This window comes from Fusibacter sp. JL298sf-3 (genome assembly GCF_053842995.1).
This window is the reverse complement of sequence record NZ_CM132608.1, coordinates 882,279-900,815: the sequence shown is the minus strand read 5'-3', so window position 1 is coordinate 900,815 and position 18,537 is coordinate 882,279. Positions and strand designations below refer to the sequence as shown.

The window sequence follows — 18,537 nt, the reverse complement described above, 5'->3', positions numbered from 1 at the left end:
CGCCCTATTGAAGAGAGGGAGACAATAATCAGGAAAAGAAAATCACACTTGACGATGGACAGGGCACAAACACACTAGAAAAACGTATGCCACCGATGTAAGCCCTAGGCGAGACCTTTATGTAGCGATGCTTACGATAGCAAGTTTGATGGCTTCAAGTCGGGGTCAAAAGAAAGGCGATTTGTGATGACTTTGGATGCTGACACATGCGCATGGGCGAAAGCCGATTTTCGAGCCGAGGACGGGGTGGGCGTATTCAAACATCGGCTATTACCACGTGCGATGCATACTGGAGACGGTGTATGGCATGTCAATTGATGCGGTGCTCAGTGAGCGTCTTTTTCGCCCTTTGGGTTTAAAGGACGCGTTTGACCTTTCAGGTGTTCAGCATGTAAAATCCGACTACGACCCGAAGTTTGTGTATCATGGGCTGGTCGTGGGGTCTCTCAAAGATGCGGCCTAATGCCTATATGAAATCGCCTTTGGAGCCCTTTTGACGGCACCTATAAAACGTGAGATACGCACTTTACACCTTGAATTTTGAGCTTCCCGATCGACCGTGGCGCAGTCCGGCCTATGGCTTGGAGGTGATGGCAGACGATAACCCGAAGGCGTTTTCGTTTGGTCATACCGGTCAAGGGCCAGACAGTGTCATTGCCGTTTACGCGTTCCCAGATGAGGAGGAATCGGTAACGGCCGCCATTAACTTGCCCACACAGAATCAGGGTGTCGTAGAGCAAGCAGTGGTGGACAGTGTCGCCGATTTTAGAGACAACAGTTGATGTCTTTAGAGCTATTATTTGAGTCAGGGCAATGACGCTATAAATCGTAGCGCTTAAACTGTTTGAGCAGACCAGCGCTGTCCTTTTGAAAATCTTATATCTGTTTTAGCGAATCAGTTGAAAATCCGCCCAAAGCCATTGCCCATCGACCTTTTTAAGTGTCATATCGACGCTTTCGTAGCGGACAATCTCTTCTTTTTTGTCCACATACTTTACAATGGGGTAGGTGACGGTTACAGTGGCGGTTTCGTCGTCGGTATACGCCCACTTGAGGGTTTCGCCAGCGCCGATGTCTTGAGCACTACCTCTGTCGGCAAGCATCCTATAGAGTGCGCCGTCAAACTCCTGGAACTTGGGTCTCCAGTTTTCATTGGGCGGCGCCAACAACGAATCGACCTTCTCTGCTGTGAACAGCGCACTGAGTGCATCCTGAAAGTCCTGAAAAGTTTTAAAGCGTTTGTCCTCTACGCGAAAATAGGGGGTTCCGTAACGATCGATTTTTTTGTCTTCGAAAACAACCGTTTCTAGAGTGGAGGAAGAAGCAAACCATTCCATCGCCTCGTAAGCGGCGGTGTAGAGGTCCTGTACTATTTCATCGTCCAGTTCGTCGCTACGCGAACAGCCGGCGAGCACCAACAAAATAAGGCTCAATGTTAAAGCTAAATATTTTTTCATAAGCATTCTATCCTTTCCCAGCATTAAGGAACATATTGCAGTCTTATTCAAATCCAATGAGAACCTTTATGGTGTAGCCGTCATCCAAATAGTCTTCAAGACTCGAATAGCCAAGGTGTCCAGGGTCAGATATCATAACCGTTTTTTTGTCTACAGTTCCGGCTTCAGGGTTGTAGGCAGTTTCAAGTATCCCATTGACAGTTACGAAGTGAGTTTCATTTTTCTTCATGCATACGATTACAGGCTTGTCTTGCCTAATTTGACCTCTAATATAATTGTAGCACGCCTCTATTGTCGTATAATTCACTCTCCTGAAATACGATAGTTCGACCGCGTACGCATTCTTTACCTGATACCATTGCATATCACCCTCGCCAGGAAGCATAAATACCTTTAATTTATTGTTGACATCGAGAGGTGTGTCGTTGTATCCGAACTTACTTAAAAGTATGGCGAGGCTTGAGACCGCGCAACCATATCGGCCAATGGTTACACTTGAGTTGAAAAGTTTTTCGTTAGCCCATCTGGGATCCCCCTGCTTGTAATGCGTAAGGTAAAGGCGTTTTTCTTCTACAACACCTGGGATACTAAGTTTTTGTCGATTGTTCTCATCACCAATAAACTTTAAGTAGACATCGTAGGGCATGTTTCCAATAAACTCTCCATAGGTATCGATAATTTCTTTCCCTATTGAAAAGTCGTCGTATGAATCCTCTGACTCACCTAAAGACGTTGTATTCGCAAAAGACAGAAAACCAGAGTTTAAGCCGATGATACAAATGAGAAGTGTTGTTGCGATTTTTCTTTTTAGCATAAATAATCTCCTTTACAATCGAGAAAATTGCATAATTTATAACCGTTGATTTAACAAGTTTTTAAAGAAACAAAAAGGAAACTTCACCCCAAACGTCGAATTATATAAGTGGCAGCAAACACAATCCAAACGAAGGAGGAAGTTTCCACTTATGTATATTCGACAAACATGTCTATTTTCCTTTGAAGAAATTATGAACTTTCAGCAAGAAACGAAATTGGAATTAATTCTTGCTCAGATCAACATCTCACCTTTGGTTGCGGCATTATCTAAACAGAGTCATTTGAGAGGTCCAAAAGGTTACAGAGTCGCACCGATGATTTACGCATTAATTGCTAAGCAAATTCTGAGAATTTCGACCACCAGCGAGTTGGTGAGACAGTTGAAAGAGAACCCAGTGTTACGTTATAACTGTGGTTTTGAGGTGTTATCCAAAGTACCATCAGAAGCCACTTTCAGCAGATTCGCAGATAAGCTGTCAGAATCAGATGCGTTGCTGAAACTATTCGGTGATTTAGTTGTTCATGCTAAAGAATTAGGAATTGTTGATGGTAGTCATATTTCAATAGACTCTACTAAGGTAGATGCTTTCGAAGCCTCAAAACCAAAGAAAGATATTGTAGATGACGGCACCAACCCAAACTGGGGAATGAAGCGCGATACTCACGGTAATAACATTCGTTGGTTTGGATGGAAACTTCATATCCTGAGCGATTCATACAGTGAATTACCACTTTCAGTTATGGTAACACCAGCGAATGTTCATGATGGAACAATTGCAGTTCCACTGATTGAAGAGTTTCTAAAGCAGTATAGAGATCTGTTTAGACCATTGTTCTATGCGATGGACTCTGGATATGATTATAATTCTGTCTATGATGCAGTAATAAATCACTTTGAAGCTACTCCAATCATAGCCTACAACCCAAGAGGCAGTCACGCCGCCCCAGAAGGGTTAGATGATGAGTTTCATCCAGTCTGTTCTGGTGGTTACAAACTCGTTTATTGGGGGATTGACGGCGATTACATGAAATTTAGATGTCCACAAGTACTGGGGAAATGTAACTGTCCACATGGGAGTGCATGGTGTTCATCAAGCAATTATGGTTATACGCTCAAGATAAATCGTAAAGAAAATCCAAGACAAATCGGATATCCGTTAAGATCATCTGATCAATGGAAGACTCTATACAACAAGCGAACTTCTGTTGAACGTTGCAACGGTCGACTAAAGACGATTTTAAATTTGAATTCAATCCGGTCTAAAGGTATCAAGAAAGCAACTGTTCATGCGTTGTTAAATTGCATTGCGTTGGTTGCAGGAACCATCGCTTCAAAAGTTAAAGTAAACAGAAATGAGGAACTCTTAGTAGCATAATGAACAACAAAAGATTGAAATTTGAAAGCATGGCAGGGGCTGTTACTTAGGATTAAGCCTTTTTCTCAAATTATCGAGTTAATTATGCAAGAGTCTCAATCAAGTGGTTTATAGGTGTCTAACAGTAAAATCACTTAAAATTCTCTTCTTAGTATGTTGTCAAACCTCCCTTCACAAAAACGAGTAACTTGCAGAAAACTTACACTTCTAATGAGATTTAAGCAAGAAAACACAGCAATACCACCCCCTTCATTAAATAACATGTCACTAGAAGCCTAAAATGAGACACATTTCACAAAAAACATTGAAATTAATCCGTACAGCCTCTACATATAGAACGAACGAAAGGCGGCACATCTTACGCTTGTTAATAAAACTTAACATTTGAGCCGAAAAGAAACGCCACATTGAAGAGAAGGAGACAATAATCAGGAAAAGAAAATCACACTTGACGATGGACAGGGCACAAAGACACTAGAAAAACGTATGCCACCGATGTAAGCCCTAGGCGAGACTTTTATGTAGCGATGCTTACGATAGCAAGTTTGATGGCTTCAAGTCGGGGTCAAAAGAAAGGCGATTTGTGATGACTTTGGAGTATCGTTTGTTGAAACACAATCAAAATCAGATGCGTATAAAGAACGCATTTAAGAAAAATGTCAGTTCTGCAACCAGACGGCGCTTGGGAGAACACCCATGCACAGAGGTTTTTTATCAGATGAGCGATAAAGCCATGAAATAAATAACCCCCTACAGGCAAAAGTGTAGGGGGCTTTTTAAAATAAGTCAAATTGTGATACGCTAATGATACGTAGAATTCTTGAAGCGTGAAAAAACGATTGATTTTACTGAAACCAGTGAAATGAAAAGCAGTAAAGCCATCGTATGGTGTGTAATTAAATAAAAACCATTACTTGAGAATGCGGTATTTGCCAATAAGCGGCAACTCTTTTGCAACGCCGTTGAGGCCGTTGATTAAACCTAAGATGCCAAGGACGAGTACGCCAATACCAAAGATAGGCAGTAGAAGCCATCCGATAATTGGAATAAATGAAAGTACAGCTGAACCTGCAAACGATACTAAGAAGAGAATCAACGCTTGATTAGCGTGGAATCTACCGAATTTCGAATCCGGACAGGCGATGAGCGGTAAGAAAAAAAGTAAATACGCCAAACCGGCGATGACTTTGTTTTTTTCAATATCTTCTGTTTCAAACGTATCGATAGTGTTGTTTTGATTATCCATAGGACCTCCTAAAATGTTTTCAAAATTGATACAAGGACAATTAAATTATCCAAGTCACTTATACCCGTTGTTGTGGGGTTTAATCGTAATAAGTTTATTATATTTACGTGAAGTATCCGATAATAGCAGAGCAATACGTACAAGGCATGCGACACCTGTCATGTCAGGCGCATGATTTACTGTGTACTGGGCCGACGAGTGCATCATTAAATCAAGTACTTGTAACATAAAACACAAAAACCTACAATTGTTACATTATAACTACTCTCATAAGATTTGTCCAACTATTTTAGGTCAAAATAATCGCATTACAAGAGAATTAGTAGAATAGTCCTATAGGCTTTGAGGTATTTCCATGGGCTATTTATCAAAATCTGAATAGTTGAATCCGACTCTTTAATTTGGTATCCTAAAAAGACGAACAAAACGAGGAGAAGGCTATGGATTTTAGAAAAGCGACACCTGAAGATATCGAGGGCATACTGGACATCATCTACAGCGCACAGGCACATTTTAAAGCGCAGGGCATAGACCAGTGGCAGAACGGTTATCCCAATCGGGCGGTTATAGCAGCAGATATTGAACAGGGCAACAGCTATGTGTTGACAGAAGCCGATGACATTTTGGCAACGGTGGCGGTTATCGTCGGCATTGAAAAAACGTACGAGACCATTTATGACGGCGCGTGGCTTACTGAAGGTTCTTACGCGACGATTCATCGGTTGGCGGTTTCACAGGCGCACAAGGGCAGAGGAATTGCTTTTAAAGTCATGCGGCGTATTGAACGTTTACTAACCACGAACAGTATACGCATAGACACCCAAGAGGTCAATTTTCCTATGCAGGGGCTGATTCAAAAGAGCGATTACACCTATTGCGGCATCATCTATTTGGCAGACGGCAACAAGCGTTTGGCCTACGAAAAAACGTTGTAAGTGCAACTTGGGGGCTCGGTAGTGCAACTCAGTCGAATCCCCCTTACATAATACATCGGAATTTGGTAAGCTCTCTGTAATACGAAAATAGAGGAGGGCTTTTAAATGAAAAAGATAGTGAATCAACTGATTATTTTAGGAATAGTGTGTGTGGCGACATGGGGATTTTTGTACGTGTACGGCCAGTTCGGTACTTTGCATCCAGACGCCTATCGCGATTTAACGCGTAGCGTGGTGGGCGTGTACCTGCTGGTCTGTATCGGCATAGAGCTTTACAGCTTGAAGAGTGCCAAGAAACCGGTAAAGTGGTCGTCCCCATTTCAAGTAATTGCACTGAGTTTCACTGCGGTGACAGTGGTGAACACTATGATGATGGTGACCGGTATCGATACCCCCAAAATAGGCCGTTTTGCATTTGTACACATGCTCACGAGACTAGGGATTGTAGCATTTGTCGTCAGCCTTTGCATGCTGAGAGAGTGGCGGGAAGCCGTTACCACAGGACGCGTTTTAGAAGTTCCTTTGACGGTTTCGACGGTGTTTACTGGATTGACGGCGATTTACTGCGTACTTTCCCTCATTGTACCGCCGGTATTTACCGAGGTGATGTTTTACTGGAGTCTATTGGCACTATGGGGGATCAGCGGTGCTATTGTTTGTTTAAAAAGGCGGCTGTACGCCGACTAAACGTTTAGGAGGCATCCTTTGAAGTTGAACTTAAATAAAGTGGCGCAGTGCGAAGAGCCCCTTGTAACCATTGAATACGCACAGATGGACCCGCATATAGAACGCGTTGTATCCGTCGTTCGGGAAGATGCCGTACTCCCTGCTAAAGCGGTGGGGGGCAATCAAACTCAGTTCATACCATTTGACGCCGTTTATTACTTTGAATCGGTGGACAAACGCACATTTCTCTATTTAGAAAAGGATGTTTATGAAATCAATAAGGCGTTATCGGCACTGGAAGGCGTTCAGGGCTTTGTTAGAATTGGAAAATCCCACGTCGTCAACATCTACAAAATTGAATCGATTAAGCCGGCACTCAACATGCGTGTGCACGCGTATCTAGATAATGGGGAACAGTTGGTGATTAATCGCACTTATAAAAAACATTTTGAGAACTACTTAGTGGAGAAAAGGGGGCAGCTATGATAAAAGCATTACGCGACATCTGTGGAGCTTATGTTTGCCTCTCCGTGATGGCCGCCGGATGGAGTTTGTGGCATGGCGACGGCACGCTGTCTGCTTTAAATGCGTTGTACATGCTTGTGTGGTGTGCTATTGCCGTTGGGGTATTGTCTTTGCATCGGTATCTGAGCCGCTGGTCGCCGGTGGCAATGGTGGTGGTACAATATTTAGCAGCACTCGTTCTAATTTTCGCGACGGTGTGGTCGAGTCAGCTTTTTACGACGCTCCATCCCGACGCTTATCGAGACGCCTTTGTCAGCTTTACAGTGCCCTATGGGGTGGGTGCCGCAATCTATTACATCGACATCTATCGATCGGCTAAGCGGCAAGACGCGCTTTTAAAACAGATTAGAGCCAAACGGCAAACGCCGTAAAGACACTTATTAGAGCGCCTCTGAAAAAGAGGCGGTACAGAGTAGGAGGACATGCGATGCACAAAGGATCTTGTTTATGTGGGCAAGTGGCTTATGAAGTCGAGGGCGACTTTGAACAGTTTTTTCTCTGTCACTGTGGGTATTGCCGCAAAGATACGGGGTCGGCCCATGCAGCAAATCTCTTCTCAAAGACAGCGACGGTTAAGTGGCTGAGCGGCGAGCAGTTGGTACGGCGTTACAACCACAAAGAAGCAGGACATATCCGCGCCTTTTGCTCGGTGTGTGGTTCGGCACTTCCAAATCTCCAAATGGACGGCAAACTGTTGGTCGTCCCGGCAGGCAGTTTGGACACTGACGTTCACATAAGGCCGCAGGGGCATATTTTTGCGGGCAGTAGAGCAAACTGGGACTGTGAACTTGAGGTGGTACAAACGTTTGAAAAATTGCCTAAAAAGTAGAGAACGGACGAAGTGATTTTCGTCAGATGAGAAATTGATTTCGGTCTATAAGGAACTGTCGTGTGTAGAAAGCACTACGGTTCTTTTTTTATTTGGAGAGTAGCTATCAAATGTCGAAGAAAGCAGGAGGCCGATTGAGTGCCACAGCACCGATAGTTGTTTTTAATAAATTGTAATTTAAGAAATAACAACTAAATTTAATAGATAATTAAATTTTAATAGTAAAAACCTATAAGTTAAGTTTAATCAATTACATTTACAAGATAAAGTTCGTATGATATATTAAGAAAAAGTAATAATAAAGTTTCGATTACATAATTACAGGTAAAACCATTCTGAATGAAATGGCGGGTAACCGCACTTTCAGATAAAAAACTGAAGAAAGGAGAATCGCGATGAAAGAAATTATGATGCCTCAAAAAGATTCGGATATTATTTCTGAATGTAACGTGGGTACAGTTGAGAACTGCTGTCCGGGTTCAGTTTAGAAAGCGACGCTAAACTGGTACATAAAAGCTGTCTTGACCAAGACAGCTTTTACCTTTTGTAAAATGGGTTGTCCCTAAAAGCTTGCCGCCAGTGTTCAAGACGGAAGGGCATCGACGAGAATGTTTTAATAAGTCAGAGGTACGTCGAGTGGGACAAGGGTTGAAATGGCATAGACTTCGTAAAAAGGGGGAATTTTTATGGCACAGAAATTGAGCGCCTCTCAATACAATCTTGTATACCGTGAAGGCGAGGAAAACATTGTTTTCAATACACTGACACAGGGCATGATGCTCTTAGAGGACGACTATGTGCAACTGATGCATCAGCCGGAGCAGTTGTCGCCTGAAGTGCGAGAGCGCATGGAGACATACGGCTTTATCGTGAAAACAGAGGAAGAAGAGCAGAAGATGGTTGCCAGTTATCAGCGCGCCAAGCACAATCACCGTTCGATAGGCATAACTGTAGAATTGACCAATGCCTGCAATTTTAACTGCAAATACTGTTACCAACCACATGAAAAACGCTACTTGAGCAAAGATAGCGCCGATCAAATTTCAAATTGGATAGAGGCGCGCCTAAACGATGGCGTAAATGAAGTGCGTATTCACTGGTTTGGAGGAGAACCGCTACTAAATATTGAAACGGCCTACTACTTACATAATCGCTTGATGGCGCTTAAAACGCGCTATCCCTTCGACTATCTGTCGACAATGACGACCAATGGTTATCTCGTCGACCGCTATTACGCGTCTCATCTGAAACATATGGCCATTGCGCAGTACGACATCACTGTCGATGGCATCGCGCCACACCATAATTTTTCAAGACCTTTGGTATCTGGCGAAGCGACATTTGACAAGGTAATTGCCAATGTTAAACACCTCTTGGCTTCAGGTGAGAGAGTGAGTATGCGCTACAATGTGAACCGGCTCAATGCAGATGTCACCCCTTTTATGACGTACTTAAAAGAAGAGGAGCTCCTAGGTAAAGTGCGGTTGCATTTTCATAGAACGACGCAGTTCGATGCGTCAGAAGAAGTGGATAAATTCTATTTTTCAACACTTGAGGCGTATTCAGAGGCCTTAAAGGGCATCTACGAACAGATGTTGGCAAACGGGCTGAAGTTGCCGAGATATGCTTCTGGGGGCACCAACTGCAAGTTTGATTGTGTGCAACAATTCTTGGTAAACACCGATCTGGAGCTCGTTCGCTGCACGTCAACAGAACCTAATGAAGGTTCCGTGCTGGGGCGAATAGAACAGGGAGAAGTGGTGCCCAATCAAGCGGTAGTCAATGCCAAAATTGCGTACACGCCTTTTGGAAAAGAAAAATGTATCGGCTGTAAAGTGCTGCCGTTTTGTAAAGGGGGGTGTCACTTGCTTCAGCAAATAGGAGAAGACGCCTGTATTCCTGAAAAACATTTTATAGAGGCTTATGTCCGTATGCTTTATAAGGAGGCGACCACTGGTGTATCCGTTAATGCGTGATCAGAATGTGGTGTCGAAAGTCGACATTCTAAAACTCGTCACAAGTTATTTGTTTGCGAGTTTGCTCTTTCTCGTCGTTCCGTTTTTTAACAAAAAGTTGATTGATTTTGCCGCAGAAGCAGGGGTGGCTATCTCGAGTTTGCAGATGCTGGGCATTATCGCCATCACCTTCGTTATACAGCTTTGTATTTTTTACTTCGGCAACTACCTCAACGCGAAATACGCGGGGTACATCGATCGAAACATCAAGCGCTTTCTGTTTAAAAAGTTGCTTGCTATGCCGCCGGCAGATTACAATGTACTGGATAAGGGGATGGTCACCAACCTCTTTTTTTCGGATTCGGGCAACGCGTCGAGAGCTATTTTAAACTACCGTGTATTTGTGGTCACGAGTTCGCTTCAAATCGTAATTGTCATGGGATTAATGCTAAGTATCAACAGGCGCCTCGCCATTATCGCCTTTTGCTTTATGCCATTTTATCTCATTTCGGTTAACCTCAATGTGAAGAAAATTGCGTCGGCCAACAGGGCGCAAATCAGTGCTCAAGATTTTTTCGTCGCAGATGTCAAAAATTATGTGAGCAGCAAAGATCATATGAACGCCACGCACACAGAGGCGTATTTTAACGCGCGCTACGATAAAACTGTAACGGATTGGATTGATAAGCGCATACGTTACAACTTTTGGTTTATACTGATTCGGCGCGTCCCGGTATTTATATCAACGGTGGCGCCATTGGTTATGCTGTGGTCCGGTGCCGTTGCCGTGCACAGTGGCAAACTGTCGCTTGGGACGCTCGTCATGTTCAGTCAGTACACGGGATTTTTATTTGAGCCCTTGACCAATTTGTCTCAAATCGTCACGGAAAAAAAGGCCTTTCAACCGTACTTCGAGCGTTTAGAGGCTTTTCTTTACAAAGTGACCGACAGCGCCGAGCGTTACGACGCATTTTTCCAGACTTCAGATGTTTTTTTAAAGGCCAGTGGTGTCGAAGTGTACACGCCTAAGGGCGAGTTGTTGTACGAAGCCAATCTACGCATTCCGAAAAAGGGCTTCTATATTGTCAAAGGTGCTAACGGCAGCGGAAAATCCACGTTGTTCAAAATGATAATGGGACAATTGAGCGGCGCGCAAATGCAAATGCGCAGTGGCGGGTATTTTGCAATCGATGAACACTTCAAGTCGGATATCGCGATTTTGAACTACCCCTTGTTCACATTTAGAGGCACTGTAAAAGAAAATATTTGCCTTGATCGAGCGAACAGCGAAGCGCAGCTCTCAAAAATGGAGACCTTGCTTCATTTGCCACCTTTAGAAAAACAAGTGACCATCGATCCGCCAAACCTGTCCAGTGGGGAAGGGCAAAAAATTGCACTCGCCCGAACATTGATGATGGGAACGGCCTGTGTGCTTTTAGACGAGCCGACGACCAACTTAGAGAAAGAGACCGTTGCTGCACTTAAAACCTATATACAATCGGAGAAATCAAATCGTCTGTTAATTGCCGTGATGCACGACGACGGTTTCGATGCGTTGGCCGATGGGCTATGGCACATTTCCAACGGCAAAATCAAAGCACAGACGTAATTTTCCCCCTATCGTCACCGAAAGTAACGAATTTTCTGTTTACTTTGGTGGCGATTCTTATTATAATCATGAATAAACACCAAAAGGGGGGATGCGTGTGGTTCGGGTACGCGATATATTGGAAATGGAGATCTTAAAACAGAACAAACTGCTGGCAGGAGAGGCCGGTTTGGGGAATATTGTCACGGGAATCAACATCTACGAGTACACCCTAAAGCACACGCGAGATCGCACAGGTGAACTTTATCTCACATCGTTTTACAACATTCGGGAAGGTGGCGAAGAAGCGCTTTTTGAACACATCAAAGTGTTGATAGAGACCAACTGTCCGGGGTTGCTTATGGGGGCGGGGACCTATGCGGACATCAATGACGACATTCGTGCGCTGGCTTCTCAGTACAACTTTCCCATTATCAGCATTGGGGAAAGTCCCATATACGCCGATGTCCTAAAAAGTGCCTACAAACTGATTCTCGATAGCAATGCTATAGATAACAACGCGATTTTTCTGGACCGCATCATGGCGCTCACCGATGACGAAATCGTCTTAAAATACGTGCATCAAATTAATGCGGCTTTCGTCGACCCCTATCGGGCGGTTTATGTGGCCAGTGACCGCGGAACCAATATCATCTACTGTTTGCTCTGTGACATTTTTGGAGGCGTGAAGGACCATGCCATTATTAAACACGGAGACGGTTTTTTAATGATTATCGGCCATACCATGCCCCTTCAGGCTGCAATTGACACTTTTGGAGAACGACTCCCCGATCCGGCGATACGCTATCACTTTGGCATCAGCGATGTGTACAGTGATTACGGCAAACTGGTTGCGGCAGTGACAGAGGCGCGCTACGCATATGAAACATGCCTAAAGATTACAGGCAAAAAACGGGCGACCATTCAGCAGATAGGCATTTACAGATTGTTGATTCCCATCTGTAAGGATGCCGATGTGGTGGCTTATGCGGCATCAGTTGTCAAACAGGTTGAAGCGTATGATGCCGAGCACAGCATGGACATCTTAGAGACCGTACAGGTGTACCTTCGTTGTGAAAACGACATTCACCTCACCGCTGAAAAATTGTTTTTACACCCCAATACCATCCGCTACCGGTTAAAGAAGATTGCCACCATACTGGATGATACCAATAAAGACTGTATGGAACAACTGGCCATGGCCATTCGGGTTTTACGCTTAAATGGGGACTTATAAAGAACTTGCCTAAAGCACGGCTTTTGTAAAAAAAACAAAAGCAGTGCTTTTCTTTTTAAAGTTATACAAAAGAAAGAGGTCATGTTGTTGTAAAACGAATGTTAAAATAACGTAAAAGACAAGAAAATTCAGAAAAATATAAATGTTTAAGGGGTTAAGGAGGCAATCGTGTTAAAACAAGTGATGGAAATGTACGAGTTATTAGACAAGGCAGAAGCTTCAGGGCATGAAGTGAAACACTATTTGACGGCAAAAGGCGGAGAACACATCTACATCGAAAAAATCTCGGGAGAAGGTGGGACGACAGACTTCATTAAAGTGACCATCCCCGGAAGCTGTGGCAAACAGTCGGGGGGCACAGCGCCGACTCTCGGTGTCATCGGCCGGTTGGGGGGCTTGGGGGCGAGACCGGAAGTCATCGGCTTTGTGTCAGACGGTGACGGGGCGTTAGCCGTCCTTTCGGTGGCCTCCAAACTCATCGATATGGTGCGCCACGGCGATCGACTCAAAGGCGATGTAATCGTCACCACGCATATTTGCCCGGATGCACCCACCAACCCGCATTATCCCGTGCCGTTTATGGGGTCGTATGTGGACATGGAGACGATGAATCAATTGGAGGTCGTTCCAGAGATGGATGTCATTTTGTCGGTGGATACCACAAAGGGCAATAAAATAATCAATACCAGAGGCTTTGCCATTTCAAATACCATTAAAGAGGGCTACATCTTAAAGGTGAGTGATGACTTGCTGGAAGTGATGATGCGCACCACCGGGCGATTGCCCTATGTCTTTCCGACCTCTCAGCAAGACATCACGCCTTACGGAAATGGCCTCTACCACATCAACAGCATTTTACAACCGGCGACAGCGACAAAAGCACCGGTTGTCGGGGTGGCGCTGACGACTGAAGTCCCTGTGGCGGGATGTGCGACAGGCGCCACGCATCTTTACGACATAGAAAATGCCTGCCGATTCGTCGTAGAAGTGGCGAAAGGCATCGGAGAAGGCACTTTCAATATATACGACAGTGAGGAGTTTGAGCGCCTTAAAGCGCTCTATGGCGAAATGAACCGTTTTCAAACAAAGGGGGCAAATTTATGAAGAAAATATGGGTATGGCTGCTCGTACTGGCTTTAAGTATCGGCATGCTGGCAGGCTGTAACGACACACAAACTGAAGAACCGAACGACGGCGATGTGTCCACTGAAGACCCGGGCTCAGAACTGGACGCACAACCAAACACAGAACCGACTTATGGCGGCGTCGTCTCTATCGCGTTGTCGTCTTCACCGAAGAACCTCGATCCTATTTACTACACCGGTACTTATGAAGGCAACGTTATTCGCAATGTTGCGGACACGTTGGTGCGGTACAAACACGACCTCAGTGCCATTGAGCCGAATATCGCTACCGAATGGTCAGTAAACGACGCTGGAGACGCGTACACCTTTAAACTGCGAGAAGACATTTTCTTTCAAAAAGGTGCGTACCAAGACGGTCGACAGTTGGTGGCAAGCGACGTTAAATTTGCCCTGGAGCGGTCGGCAGAGCACTCCGCCATGAATCGATTGGGCATGCTCCAAAGCGTCGAGGTCGTCGGCGATTTTGAGCTAATTTGTCATCTGAAGCAACCGGATGCGGCATTTTTAACGGTGCTAACCGACGCGGGCAACGTCATAGTTCCGAAAGAAGAAGTGGAAGGCTGGGGCGATGATTTTGGCGCACACCTCGTGGGCAGTGGCCCATTTACGTTGGTCGATTTTAAAAAGGACCAAGAGGTTATATTGGAAAGAAACGACCTGTACTGGGCGCAAAAGCCGTATTTAGACGGTGTGGTTTTTAAAATTATCACCGATGCCAATCAAATGACCAATGCCTTGAGATCCGGTGATATCGATATCGCCACGGATTTAAGAGGTGAGAGCATTCCACTGGTGGAAGGCGATAAAAATTTGGTGATGCAGGAAGTGCCGGGACTTCATGTCGCGTACATGTACATGAATATGATGGAGGGGCCGACTAAGGACAAACGCGTAAGAGAAGCGATTATTCGAGCCGTGGACATCGACGAGATGGTAAAGGGAATTTATCAATACGGGGAAGCCGACAGAGCTTATCTGCCGCTGCCGCCGAACTCCTGGGGATACGACGCATCTTTAGAAAGCATCGTACCGACCTATGATCCTGAAAGGGCAAAAGAACTCCTAAAAGAAGCCGGCTATGAAGACGGGTTTTCGCTTGAAATCTACGTTTCCAATAAACCGGCGCGGGTTAAAATGTCCACGATTTTACAGGCGTATCTCAAACAAAATCTCAACGTCGACGTATCGATTAAAACAGTGGAATGGGGCACTTTCAGCGACATCGCTTCAAGTGGCCAAGCCGATCTCTACGGCATGTCTTGGACGTGGTACCCCGATCCGTATTTCTTCCTCAACAAGATGTTTCACAGCTCTGAAATAGGGGCGCTTGGCAACGGTCAAGGGTTTGACGATCCAGAAGTCGACCGCTTGCTTGACGAAGCACTTGCCGTATCCGATACCGAATCGCGGGCGGCGCTGTATAAAGAGGCGCTCAAAATCATAGCGGAGAGCTATGCGCGCATCGACTATGGCAATGAAAAGCAGATATACGGACTCAATCAGTCTGTCGGCGGGTATGTCATTAGACCGGATGGGAATATCTACTTCTGTACACCGGAAATCAATGTCTACAAAATACAGCCGTAATCGAGGTGAAAACCTCTTACGAATAATCTCCCTATCTTAAAAACCTCATGTAGTCGAATGGAGTTCACAGCGATGTGAACTCTATTCGAATCTCGATAAAGGAGCTGTTTATGTTAAAAACCATTGTACAACGCTTGCTCCAGCTGATACCGATTCTCTTTATAGTGGCGACCATCGTCTTCGTCATCACGAGAATCATTCCCGGCAATCCGGCGGCGACTATTTTAGGGCCGCAAGCGCCAAAAGAAGCGGTAGAGGCCCTCACAGTGGAGCTGGGGCTCGATAAAAGTCTGCCGGTTCAGTACGTCAACTACATCGGCGGTATTGTAAAAGGGGATTTCGGAAAATCCTATCACTACAACCAGCCGGTGATGTCGCTGATTCTCGAACGCTTTCCAAACACGGTGATCTTGACGGTCATCAGTCTAGTAATAGCGACGGTAGTAGCCATTCCCATTGGCATTTTGTCGGCGACGCGGCAGTATTCCATTTTCGATTACATCGCCATGGTGTTCGCACTCGTCGGCGTGTCGATGCCGATTTTCTGGCTCGGACTGATGCTGGTCTTGGTATTCAGTGTCAACTTGGGCTGGTTGCCGTCCTTTGGTATGGGCAGCTTTGAAAATGGTCTGTGGGATGTGGTCAGTCATCTGATTTTACCGTGTATCTGCCTCGCCACCATCCCAGCGGCGACATTTGCGCGCATCACCCGCTCCAGTATGCTGGAAGTACTTGGACAAGACTATATGAAAGCGCTCAAAGCCAAGGGCTTGAAGGACCGCGCCGTCATTTGGCGTCACGGCCTTAAAAACGCTCTGCCACCGATTGTCACCGTTATGGGGCTTCAAATTTCGGTATCGTTAGCGGGGGCGATCTTGACGGAGACTATTTTTTCATGGCCGGGGATGGGGCGCATGATTTTCGACGCCATAGAAAACCGCGATTATGCGCTGATACAGGGCGCTGTGCTGTTTATAGCTTTTATCTTCGTCTTTGTCAACTTGATTGTGGACGTGGTCTATTTGACCATCAATCCTAAAATCGACTATTCCGGGGAAGGGGGCCGCGCATGATTCAAAGAGAAAGCCCATTCGACGTAAAGAATCAAAACGCCATTATTCTAAAAGAGCGCAAGGCCAACAGCCCATTTAACAAACTCAGGCGCAACAAGACGGCGATGTTTGGGCTCGCCATTGTGCTCGTCATGGTGATTATGGCGGTGTTTGCGCCGTTACTTGTACCACGGGACCCCAATGAAATGCAGTTGGCTCAGATACACCTTAAACCCGGTGCAGAGGGGCATCTTTTTGGCACCGACGAGTTTGGAAGAGACCTTTTGAGCCGCATTGTTTACGGTGCGCGCATCTCCATTATCGTCGCAGTGGGCGGCACTTTGGTAGGGGGCTCCATCGGCGTATTGTTGGGCTTGCTCTCGGGATTTAAAGGTGGTTGGGTGGACGCTGTGATTATGCGATTTATGGATGGCATGTTGGCGTTTCCCTTTATTCTGCTCGCCATTGTGTTGATGACAGTACTGGCGGATACCGGCAACAGCGATGTTTTTAACGTTATTCTCGCCATTGGCATCGCCAATGTCCCCAATTATGCGCGCCTCGTCAGGGCACAGGTCCACGTGGTTAAAAATGAAGAATATTGTCAAGTGACACGTGCCATCGGCGCCGGTAACGGGCGCCTCGTCTTCAGGCACATACTGCCCAACATCTTGTCTTCTGTCATTGTGTTTGCCTCGTTGCGGATTGCGGGTTCCATTATTTCAGAAGCGGCACTGAGTTTTTTGGGACTGGGCATCTCTACGCCGACGGCGTCTTGGGGGAATATACTGAAATCCGGTAAAGACGTTCTGAACACGGCGCCACACGTGGCCACACTGTCCGGTCTTTTTATACTGATTACCGTGCTGGGCTTTAATTTACTCGGCGACGGCGTCAGAGACGTTCTGGATCCGAAGATGAAGAGGTGATTATGGAAAACAAGTATAAAGTACAGGTTCAAAAAGAAATAGAGGCCATTGAGGAGAAGCTCTTTGCACTGTCGGATTACATCTTTGAAAATCCAGAGTTCGGATTCAAGGAGTTTAAAGCGCATAAGGTGTTGGTCGATTGCCTCACAGAGTACGGCTTTGCAGTAGATCCGCGAGCCGGTGGTCTCGAAACGGCTTTTAAAGCCACCTATGGGCGTGGGAAACCGGGGCCGCACATCGGCGTCTTTTGCGAGTACGATGCCGTCAAACCCAAAGGGCACTGCTGTGGTCATAACCTTATGGCGGCAATGGGCGTCGGGGCCGGTATTGCGCTTCGTCCTGTGGTCGAGGCGCTCGGAGGTAAAGTGAGTGTGCTGGGGACACCGGCTGAAGAAGGCGGTGGCGGCAAGATTCTCATGTTAAGAGAAGGGGTGTTCGACGATTTGGATGTGGGGTTGTTGATACACCCTGCCAACGAGACCGTTGTAAATGATTTGTCGTATTCAGTAACCGACATCGTCGTGGAATTTTATGGCGTTAAAGCACATGCCGCAACGTATCCCGAGGACGGCATCAGTGCTTTGAGCCCCTTGCTTCAGCTCTTTGGCACTGTCGCAGAATGGCGGCAGCGTCTAAACGGCAGAGCTTATATACTGGGCGTTATAGAAGACGGTGGCGAGAACCCCATCTACGTACCGGATTACACGAGGGGCCATTTCACCATCAGAAGCTTTGACACCGCTTTGAAAAACGCCTTGGTCGAACGGTTTCTCAGTATCTGTCAGCATATGGCCGACAGCACAGAGACGACTTTCAAGTACAGTTTTAGTCGACTTTCCTACGAAGCCATCCAAAACAATCCGGCTATTGAAGCACTTCTCAAAGCCAATTTTGAAGCCCTCGGCGAATCGGTTAAAACGCGCGATACAATTTTGGGCATCGGATGTACCGACATGGGCAATGTCACACACGCGCTACCGGCGCTTCAATCTTATGTGAAACTCGACGACGATTTGATGACACACAGCGATGCGCTCATGGCAGCGGCGTCTGATGCACGTGGGCGCCGTACGTTACTAAAGGGTGCCAAAGCCATGGCCATGACCGCCGTCGACTTATTTGACAGCGCGCACCTTAAGGCTGTAAAAGCGGCTTTTGAACGCCAGAAACAGCGGTACAAATGAAGGGGGGAGA

At 45.8% G+C, this 18,537-nt stretch carries 19 protein-coding genes; 16 read left to right on the top strand and 3 right to left on the bottom strand.

Annotation, left to right across the window (positions count from 1 at the left end):
* Nucleotides 1-196: 196 nt before the first annotated feature.
* Complete coding sequence (locus tag ACR6HW_RS04405) at nucleotides 197-463, top strand: serine hydrolase (protein ID WP_455729952.1); 267 nt, start codon at nucleotides 197-199, stop codon at nucleotides 461-463.
* A 70-nt stretch (nucleotides 464-533) separates the two neighbouring features.
* A complete protein-coding gene (locus ACR6HW_RS04400; protein WP_455729951.1) occupies nucleotides 534-782 on the top strand; it encodes a hypothetical protein in 249 nt (82 codons plus the stop codon).
* Nucleotides 783-887: 105 nt separating this feature from the next.
* Here the strand turns inward: ACR6HW_RS04400 and ACR6HW_RS04395 are convergent, their stop codons facing one another.
* Entirely contained in the window at nucleotides 888-1,457 is a 570-nt protein-coding gene (locus ACR6HW_RS04395) for a hypothetical protein (protein ID WP_455729950.1), read from the bottom strand.
* A 43-nt stretch (nucleotides 1,458-1,500) separates the two neighbouring features.
* On the bottom strand, nucleotides 1,501-2,271 hold the full coding sequence (locus tag ACR6HW_RS04390; RefSeq protein WP_455729949.1) for a C39 family peptidase: 771 nt from the start codon (nucleotides 2,269-2,271) through the stop codon (nucleotides 1,501-1,503).
* A 151-nt stretch (nucleotides 2,272-2,422) separates the two neighbouring features.
* Between ACR6HW_RS04390 and ACR6HW_RS04385 the strand changes: the two genes are divergently transcribed.
* Nucleotides 2,423-3,649, top strand: coding sequence for a transposase (locus ACR6HW_RS04385; RefSeq protein ID WP_455727774.1), 1,227 nt, complete (start codon nucleotides 2,423-2,425; stop codon nucleotides 3,647-3,649).
* A gap of 910 nt (nucleotides 3,650-4,559) precedes the next feature.
* Here ACR6HW_RS04385 and ACR6HW_RS04380 read toward each other — a convergent pair.
* Complete coding sequence (locus tag ACR6HW_RS04380; RefSeq protein WP_455729948.1) at nucleotides 4,560-4,895, bottom strand: DUF4870 domain-containing protein; 336 nt, start codon at nucleotides 4,893-4,895, stop codon at nucleotides 4,560-4,562.
* 440 nt (nucleotides 4,896-5,335) lie between these two features.
* Between ACR6HW_RS04380 and ACR6HW_RS04375 the strand changes: the two genes are divergently transcribed.
* From ACR6HW_RS04375 to ACR6HW_RS04315, 13 genes are all read left to right on the top strand, one after another.
* On the top strand, nucleotides 5,336-5,830 hold the full coding sequence (locus ACR6HW_RS04375) for a GNAT family N-acetyltransferase (RefSeq protein WP_455729947.1): 495 nt from the start codon (nucleotides 5,336-5,338) through the stop codon (nucleotides 5,828-5,830).
* A 105-nt stretch (nucleotides 5,831-5,935) separates the two neighbouring features.
* The gene (locus ACR6HW_RS04370) at nucleotides 5,936-6,517 is read left to right on the top strand and encodes a hypothetical protein (protein ID WP_455729946.1); all 582 of its coding nucleotides are present in this window, start codon (nucleotides 5,936-5,938) and stop codon (nucleotides 6,515-6,517) included.
* Between the two features lie 18 nt (nucleotides 6,518-6,535).
* Complete coding sequence (locus ACR6HW_RS04365; RefSeq protein WP_455729945.1) at nucleotides 6,536-6,982, top strand: LytTR family DNA-binding domain-containing protein; 447 nt, start codon at nucleotides 6,536-6,538, stop codon at nucleotides 6,980-6,982.
* On the top strand, nucleotides 6,979-7,392 hold the full coding sequence (locus ACR6HW_RS04360) for a DUF6608 family protein (protein ID WP_455729944.1): 414 nt from the start codon (nucleotides 6,979-6,981) through the stop codon (nucleotides 7,390-7,392). Before ACR6HW_RS04365 ends, ACR6HW_RS04360 begins: the two co-directional genes overlap by 4 nt.
* A 56-nt stretch (nucleotides 7,393-7,448) precedes the next feature.
* The gene (locus ACR6HW_RS04355; protein WP_455729943.1) at nucleotides 7,449-7,850 is read left to right on the top strand and encodes a GFA family protein; all 402 of its coding nucleotides are present in this window, start codon (nucleotides 7,449-7,451) and stop codon (nucleotides 7,848-7,850) included.
* A 686-nt stretch (nucleotides 7,851-8,536) separates the two neighbouring features.
* Entirely contained in the window at nucleotides 8,537-9,826 is a 1,290-nt protein-coding gene (locus ACR6HW_RS04350) for a radical SAM protein (RefSeq protein WP_455729942.1), read from the top strand.
* Entirely contained in the window at nucleotides 9,819-11,414 is a 1,596-nt protein-coding gene (locus ACR6HW_RS04345) for an ABC transporter transmembrane domain-containing protein (RefSeq protein ID WP_455729941.1), read from the top strand. Before ACR6HW_RS04350 ends, ACR6HW_RS04345 begins: the two co-directional genes overlap by 8 nt.
* A 97-nt stretch (nucleotides 11,415-11,511) precedes the next feature.
* Nucleotides 11,512-12,630: a PucR family transcriptional regulator gene (locus ACR6HW_RS04340; RefSeq protein ID WP_455729940.1), complete on the top strand. Its 1,119-nt coding sequence runs from the start codon at nucleotides 11,512-11,514 to the stop codon at nucleotides 12,628-12,630.
* A gap of 168 nt (nucleotides 12,631-12,798) precedes the next feature.
* Nucleotides 12,799-13,734 (top strand): DUF1177 domain-containing protein, encoded by a 936-nt coding sequence (locus tag ACR6HW_RS04335; RefSeq protein WP_455729939.1) that lies wholly within the window; start codon nucleotides 12,799-12,801, stop codon nucleotides 13,732-13,734.
* Nucleotides 13,731-15,362: an ABC transporter substrate-binding protein gene (locus ACR6HW_RS04330; RefSeq protein WP_455729938.1), complete on the top strand. Its 1,632-nt coding sequence runs from the start codon at nucleotides 13,731-13,733 to the stop codon at nucleotides 15,360-15,362. The genes ACR6HW_RS04335 and ACR6HW_RS04330 overlap by 4 nt, the downstream gene beginning before the upstream one ends.
* Before the next feature lie 110 nt (nucleotides 15,363-15,472).
* Nucleotides 15,473-16,435, top strand: a complete 963-nt coding sequence (locus ACR6HW_RS04325; RefSeq protein WP_455729937.1) for an ABC transporter permease — start codon at nucleotides 15,473-15,475, stop codon at nucleotides 16,433-16,435.
* Entirely contained in the window at nucleotides 16,432-17,343 is a 912-nt protein-coding gene (locus ACR6HW_RS04320; RefSeq protein WP_455729936.1) for an ABC transporter permease, read from the top strand. Before ACR6HW_RS04325 ends, ACR6HW_RS04320 begins: the two co-directional genes overlap by 4 nt.
* A gap of 2 nt (nucleotides 17,344-17,345) precedes the next feature.
* Nucleotides 17,346-18,527, top strand: coding sequence for a M20 family metallopeptidase (locus tag ACR6HW_RS04315; RefSeq protein WP_455729935.1), 1,182 nt, complete (start codon nucleotides 17,346-17,348; stop codon nucleotides 18,525-18,527).
* Nucleotides 18,528-18,537: the final 10 nt, after the last annotated feature.

What these genes read in the sequence shown, in the direction of transcription:
- ACR6HW_RS04405 (WP_455729952.1), top strand. Translation starts at nt 197, where the DNA reads ATGCTGACACATGCGCATGGGCGAAAGCCGATTTTCGAGCCGAGGACG.
- ACR6HW_RS04395 (WP_455729950.1), bottom strand. Translation starts at nt 1,457, where the DNA reads ATGAAAAAATATTTAGCTTTAACATTGAGCCTTATTTTGTTGGTGCTC.
- ACR6HW_RS04390 (WP_455729949.1), bottom strand. Translation starts at nt 2,271, where the DNA reads ATGCTAAAAAGAAAAATCGCAACAACACTTCTCATTTGTATCATCGGC.
- ACR6HW_RS04385 (WP_455727774.1), top strand. Translation starts at nt 2,423, where the DNA reads ATGTATATTCGACAAACATGTCTATTTTCCTTTGAAGAAATTATGAAC.
- ACR6HW_RS04380 (WP_455729948.1), bottom strand. Translation starts at nt 4,895, where the DNA reads ATGGATAATCAAAACAACACTATCGATACGTTTGAAACAGAAGATATT.
- ACR6HW_RS04375 (WP_455729947.1), top strand. Translation starts at nt 5,336, where the DNA reads ATGGATTTTAGAAAAGCGACACCTGAAGATATCGAGGGCATACTGGAC.
- ACR6HW_RS04370 (WP_455729946.1), top strand. Translation starts at nt 5,936, where the DNA reads ATGAAAAAGATAGTGAATCAACTGATTATTTTAGGAATAGTGTGTGTG.
- ACR6HW_RS04360 (WP_455729944.1), top strand. Translation starts at nt 6,979, where the DNA reads ATGATAAAAGCATTACGCGACATCTGTGGAGCTTATGTTTGCCTCTCC.
- ACR6HW_RS04355 (WP_455729943.1), top strand. Translation starts at nt 7,449, where the DNA reads ATGCACAAAGGATCTTGTTTATGTGGGCAAGTGGCTTATGAAGTCGAG.
- ACR6HW_RS04350 (WP_455729942.1), top strand. Translation starts at nt 8,537, where the DNA reads ATGGCACAGAAATTGAGCGCCTCTCAATACAATCTTGTATACCGTGAA.
- ACR6HW_RS04345 (WP_455729941.1), top strand. Translation starts at nt 9,819, where the DNA reads ATGCGTGATCAGAATGTGGTGTCGAAAGTCGACATTCTAAAACTCGTC.
- ACR6HW_RS04330 (WP_455729938.1), top strand. Translation starts at nt 13,731, where the DNA reads ATGAAGAAAATATGGGTATGGCTGCTCGTACTGGCTTTAAGTATCGGC.
- ACR6HW_RS04325 (WP_455729937.1), top strand. Translation starts at nt 15,473, where the DNA reads ATGTTAAAAACCATTGTACAACGCTTGCTCCAGCTGATACCGATTCTC.
- ACR6HW_RS04320 (WP_455729936.1), top strand. Translation starts at nt 16,432, where the DNA reads ATGATTCAAAGAGAAAGCCCATTCGACGTAAAGAATCAAAACGCCATT.
- ACR6HW_RS04315 (WP_455729935.1), top strand. Translation starts at nt 17,346, where the DNA reads ATGGAAAACAAGTATAAAGTACAGGTTCAAAAAGAAATAGAGGCCATT.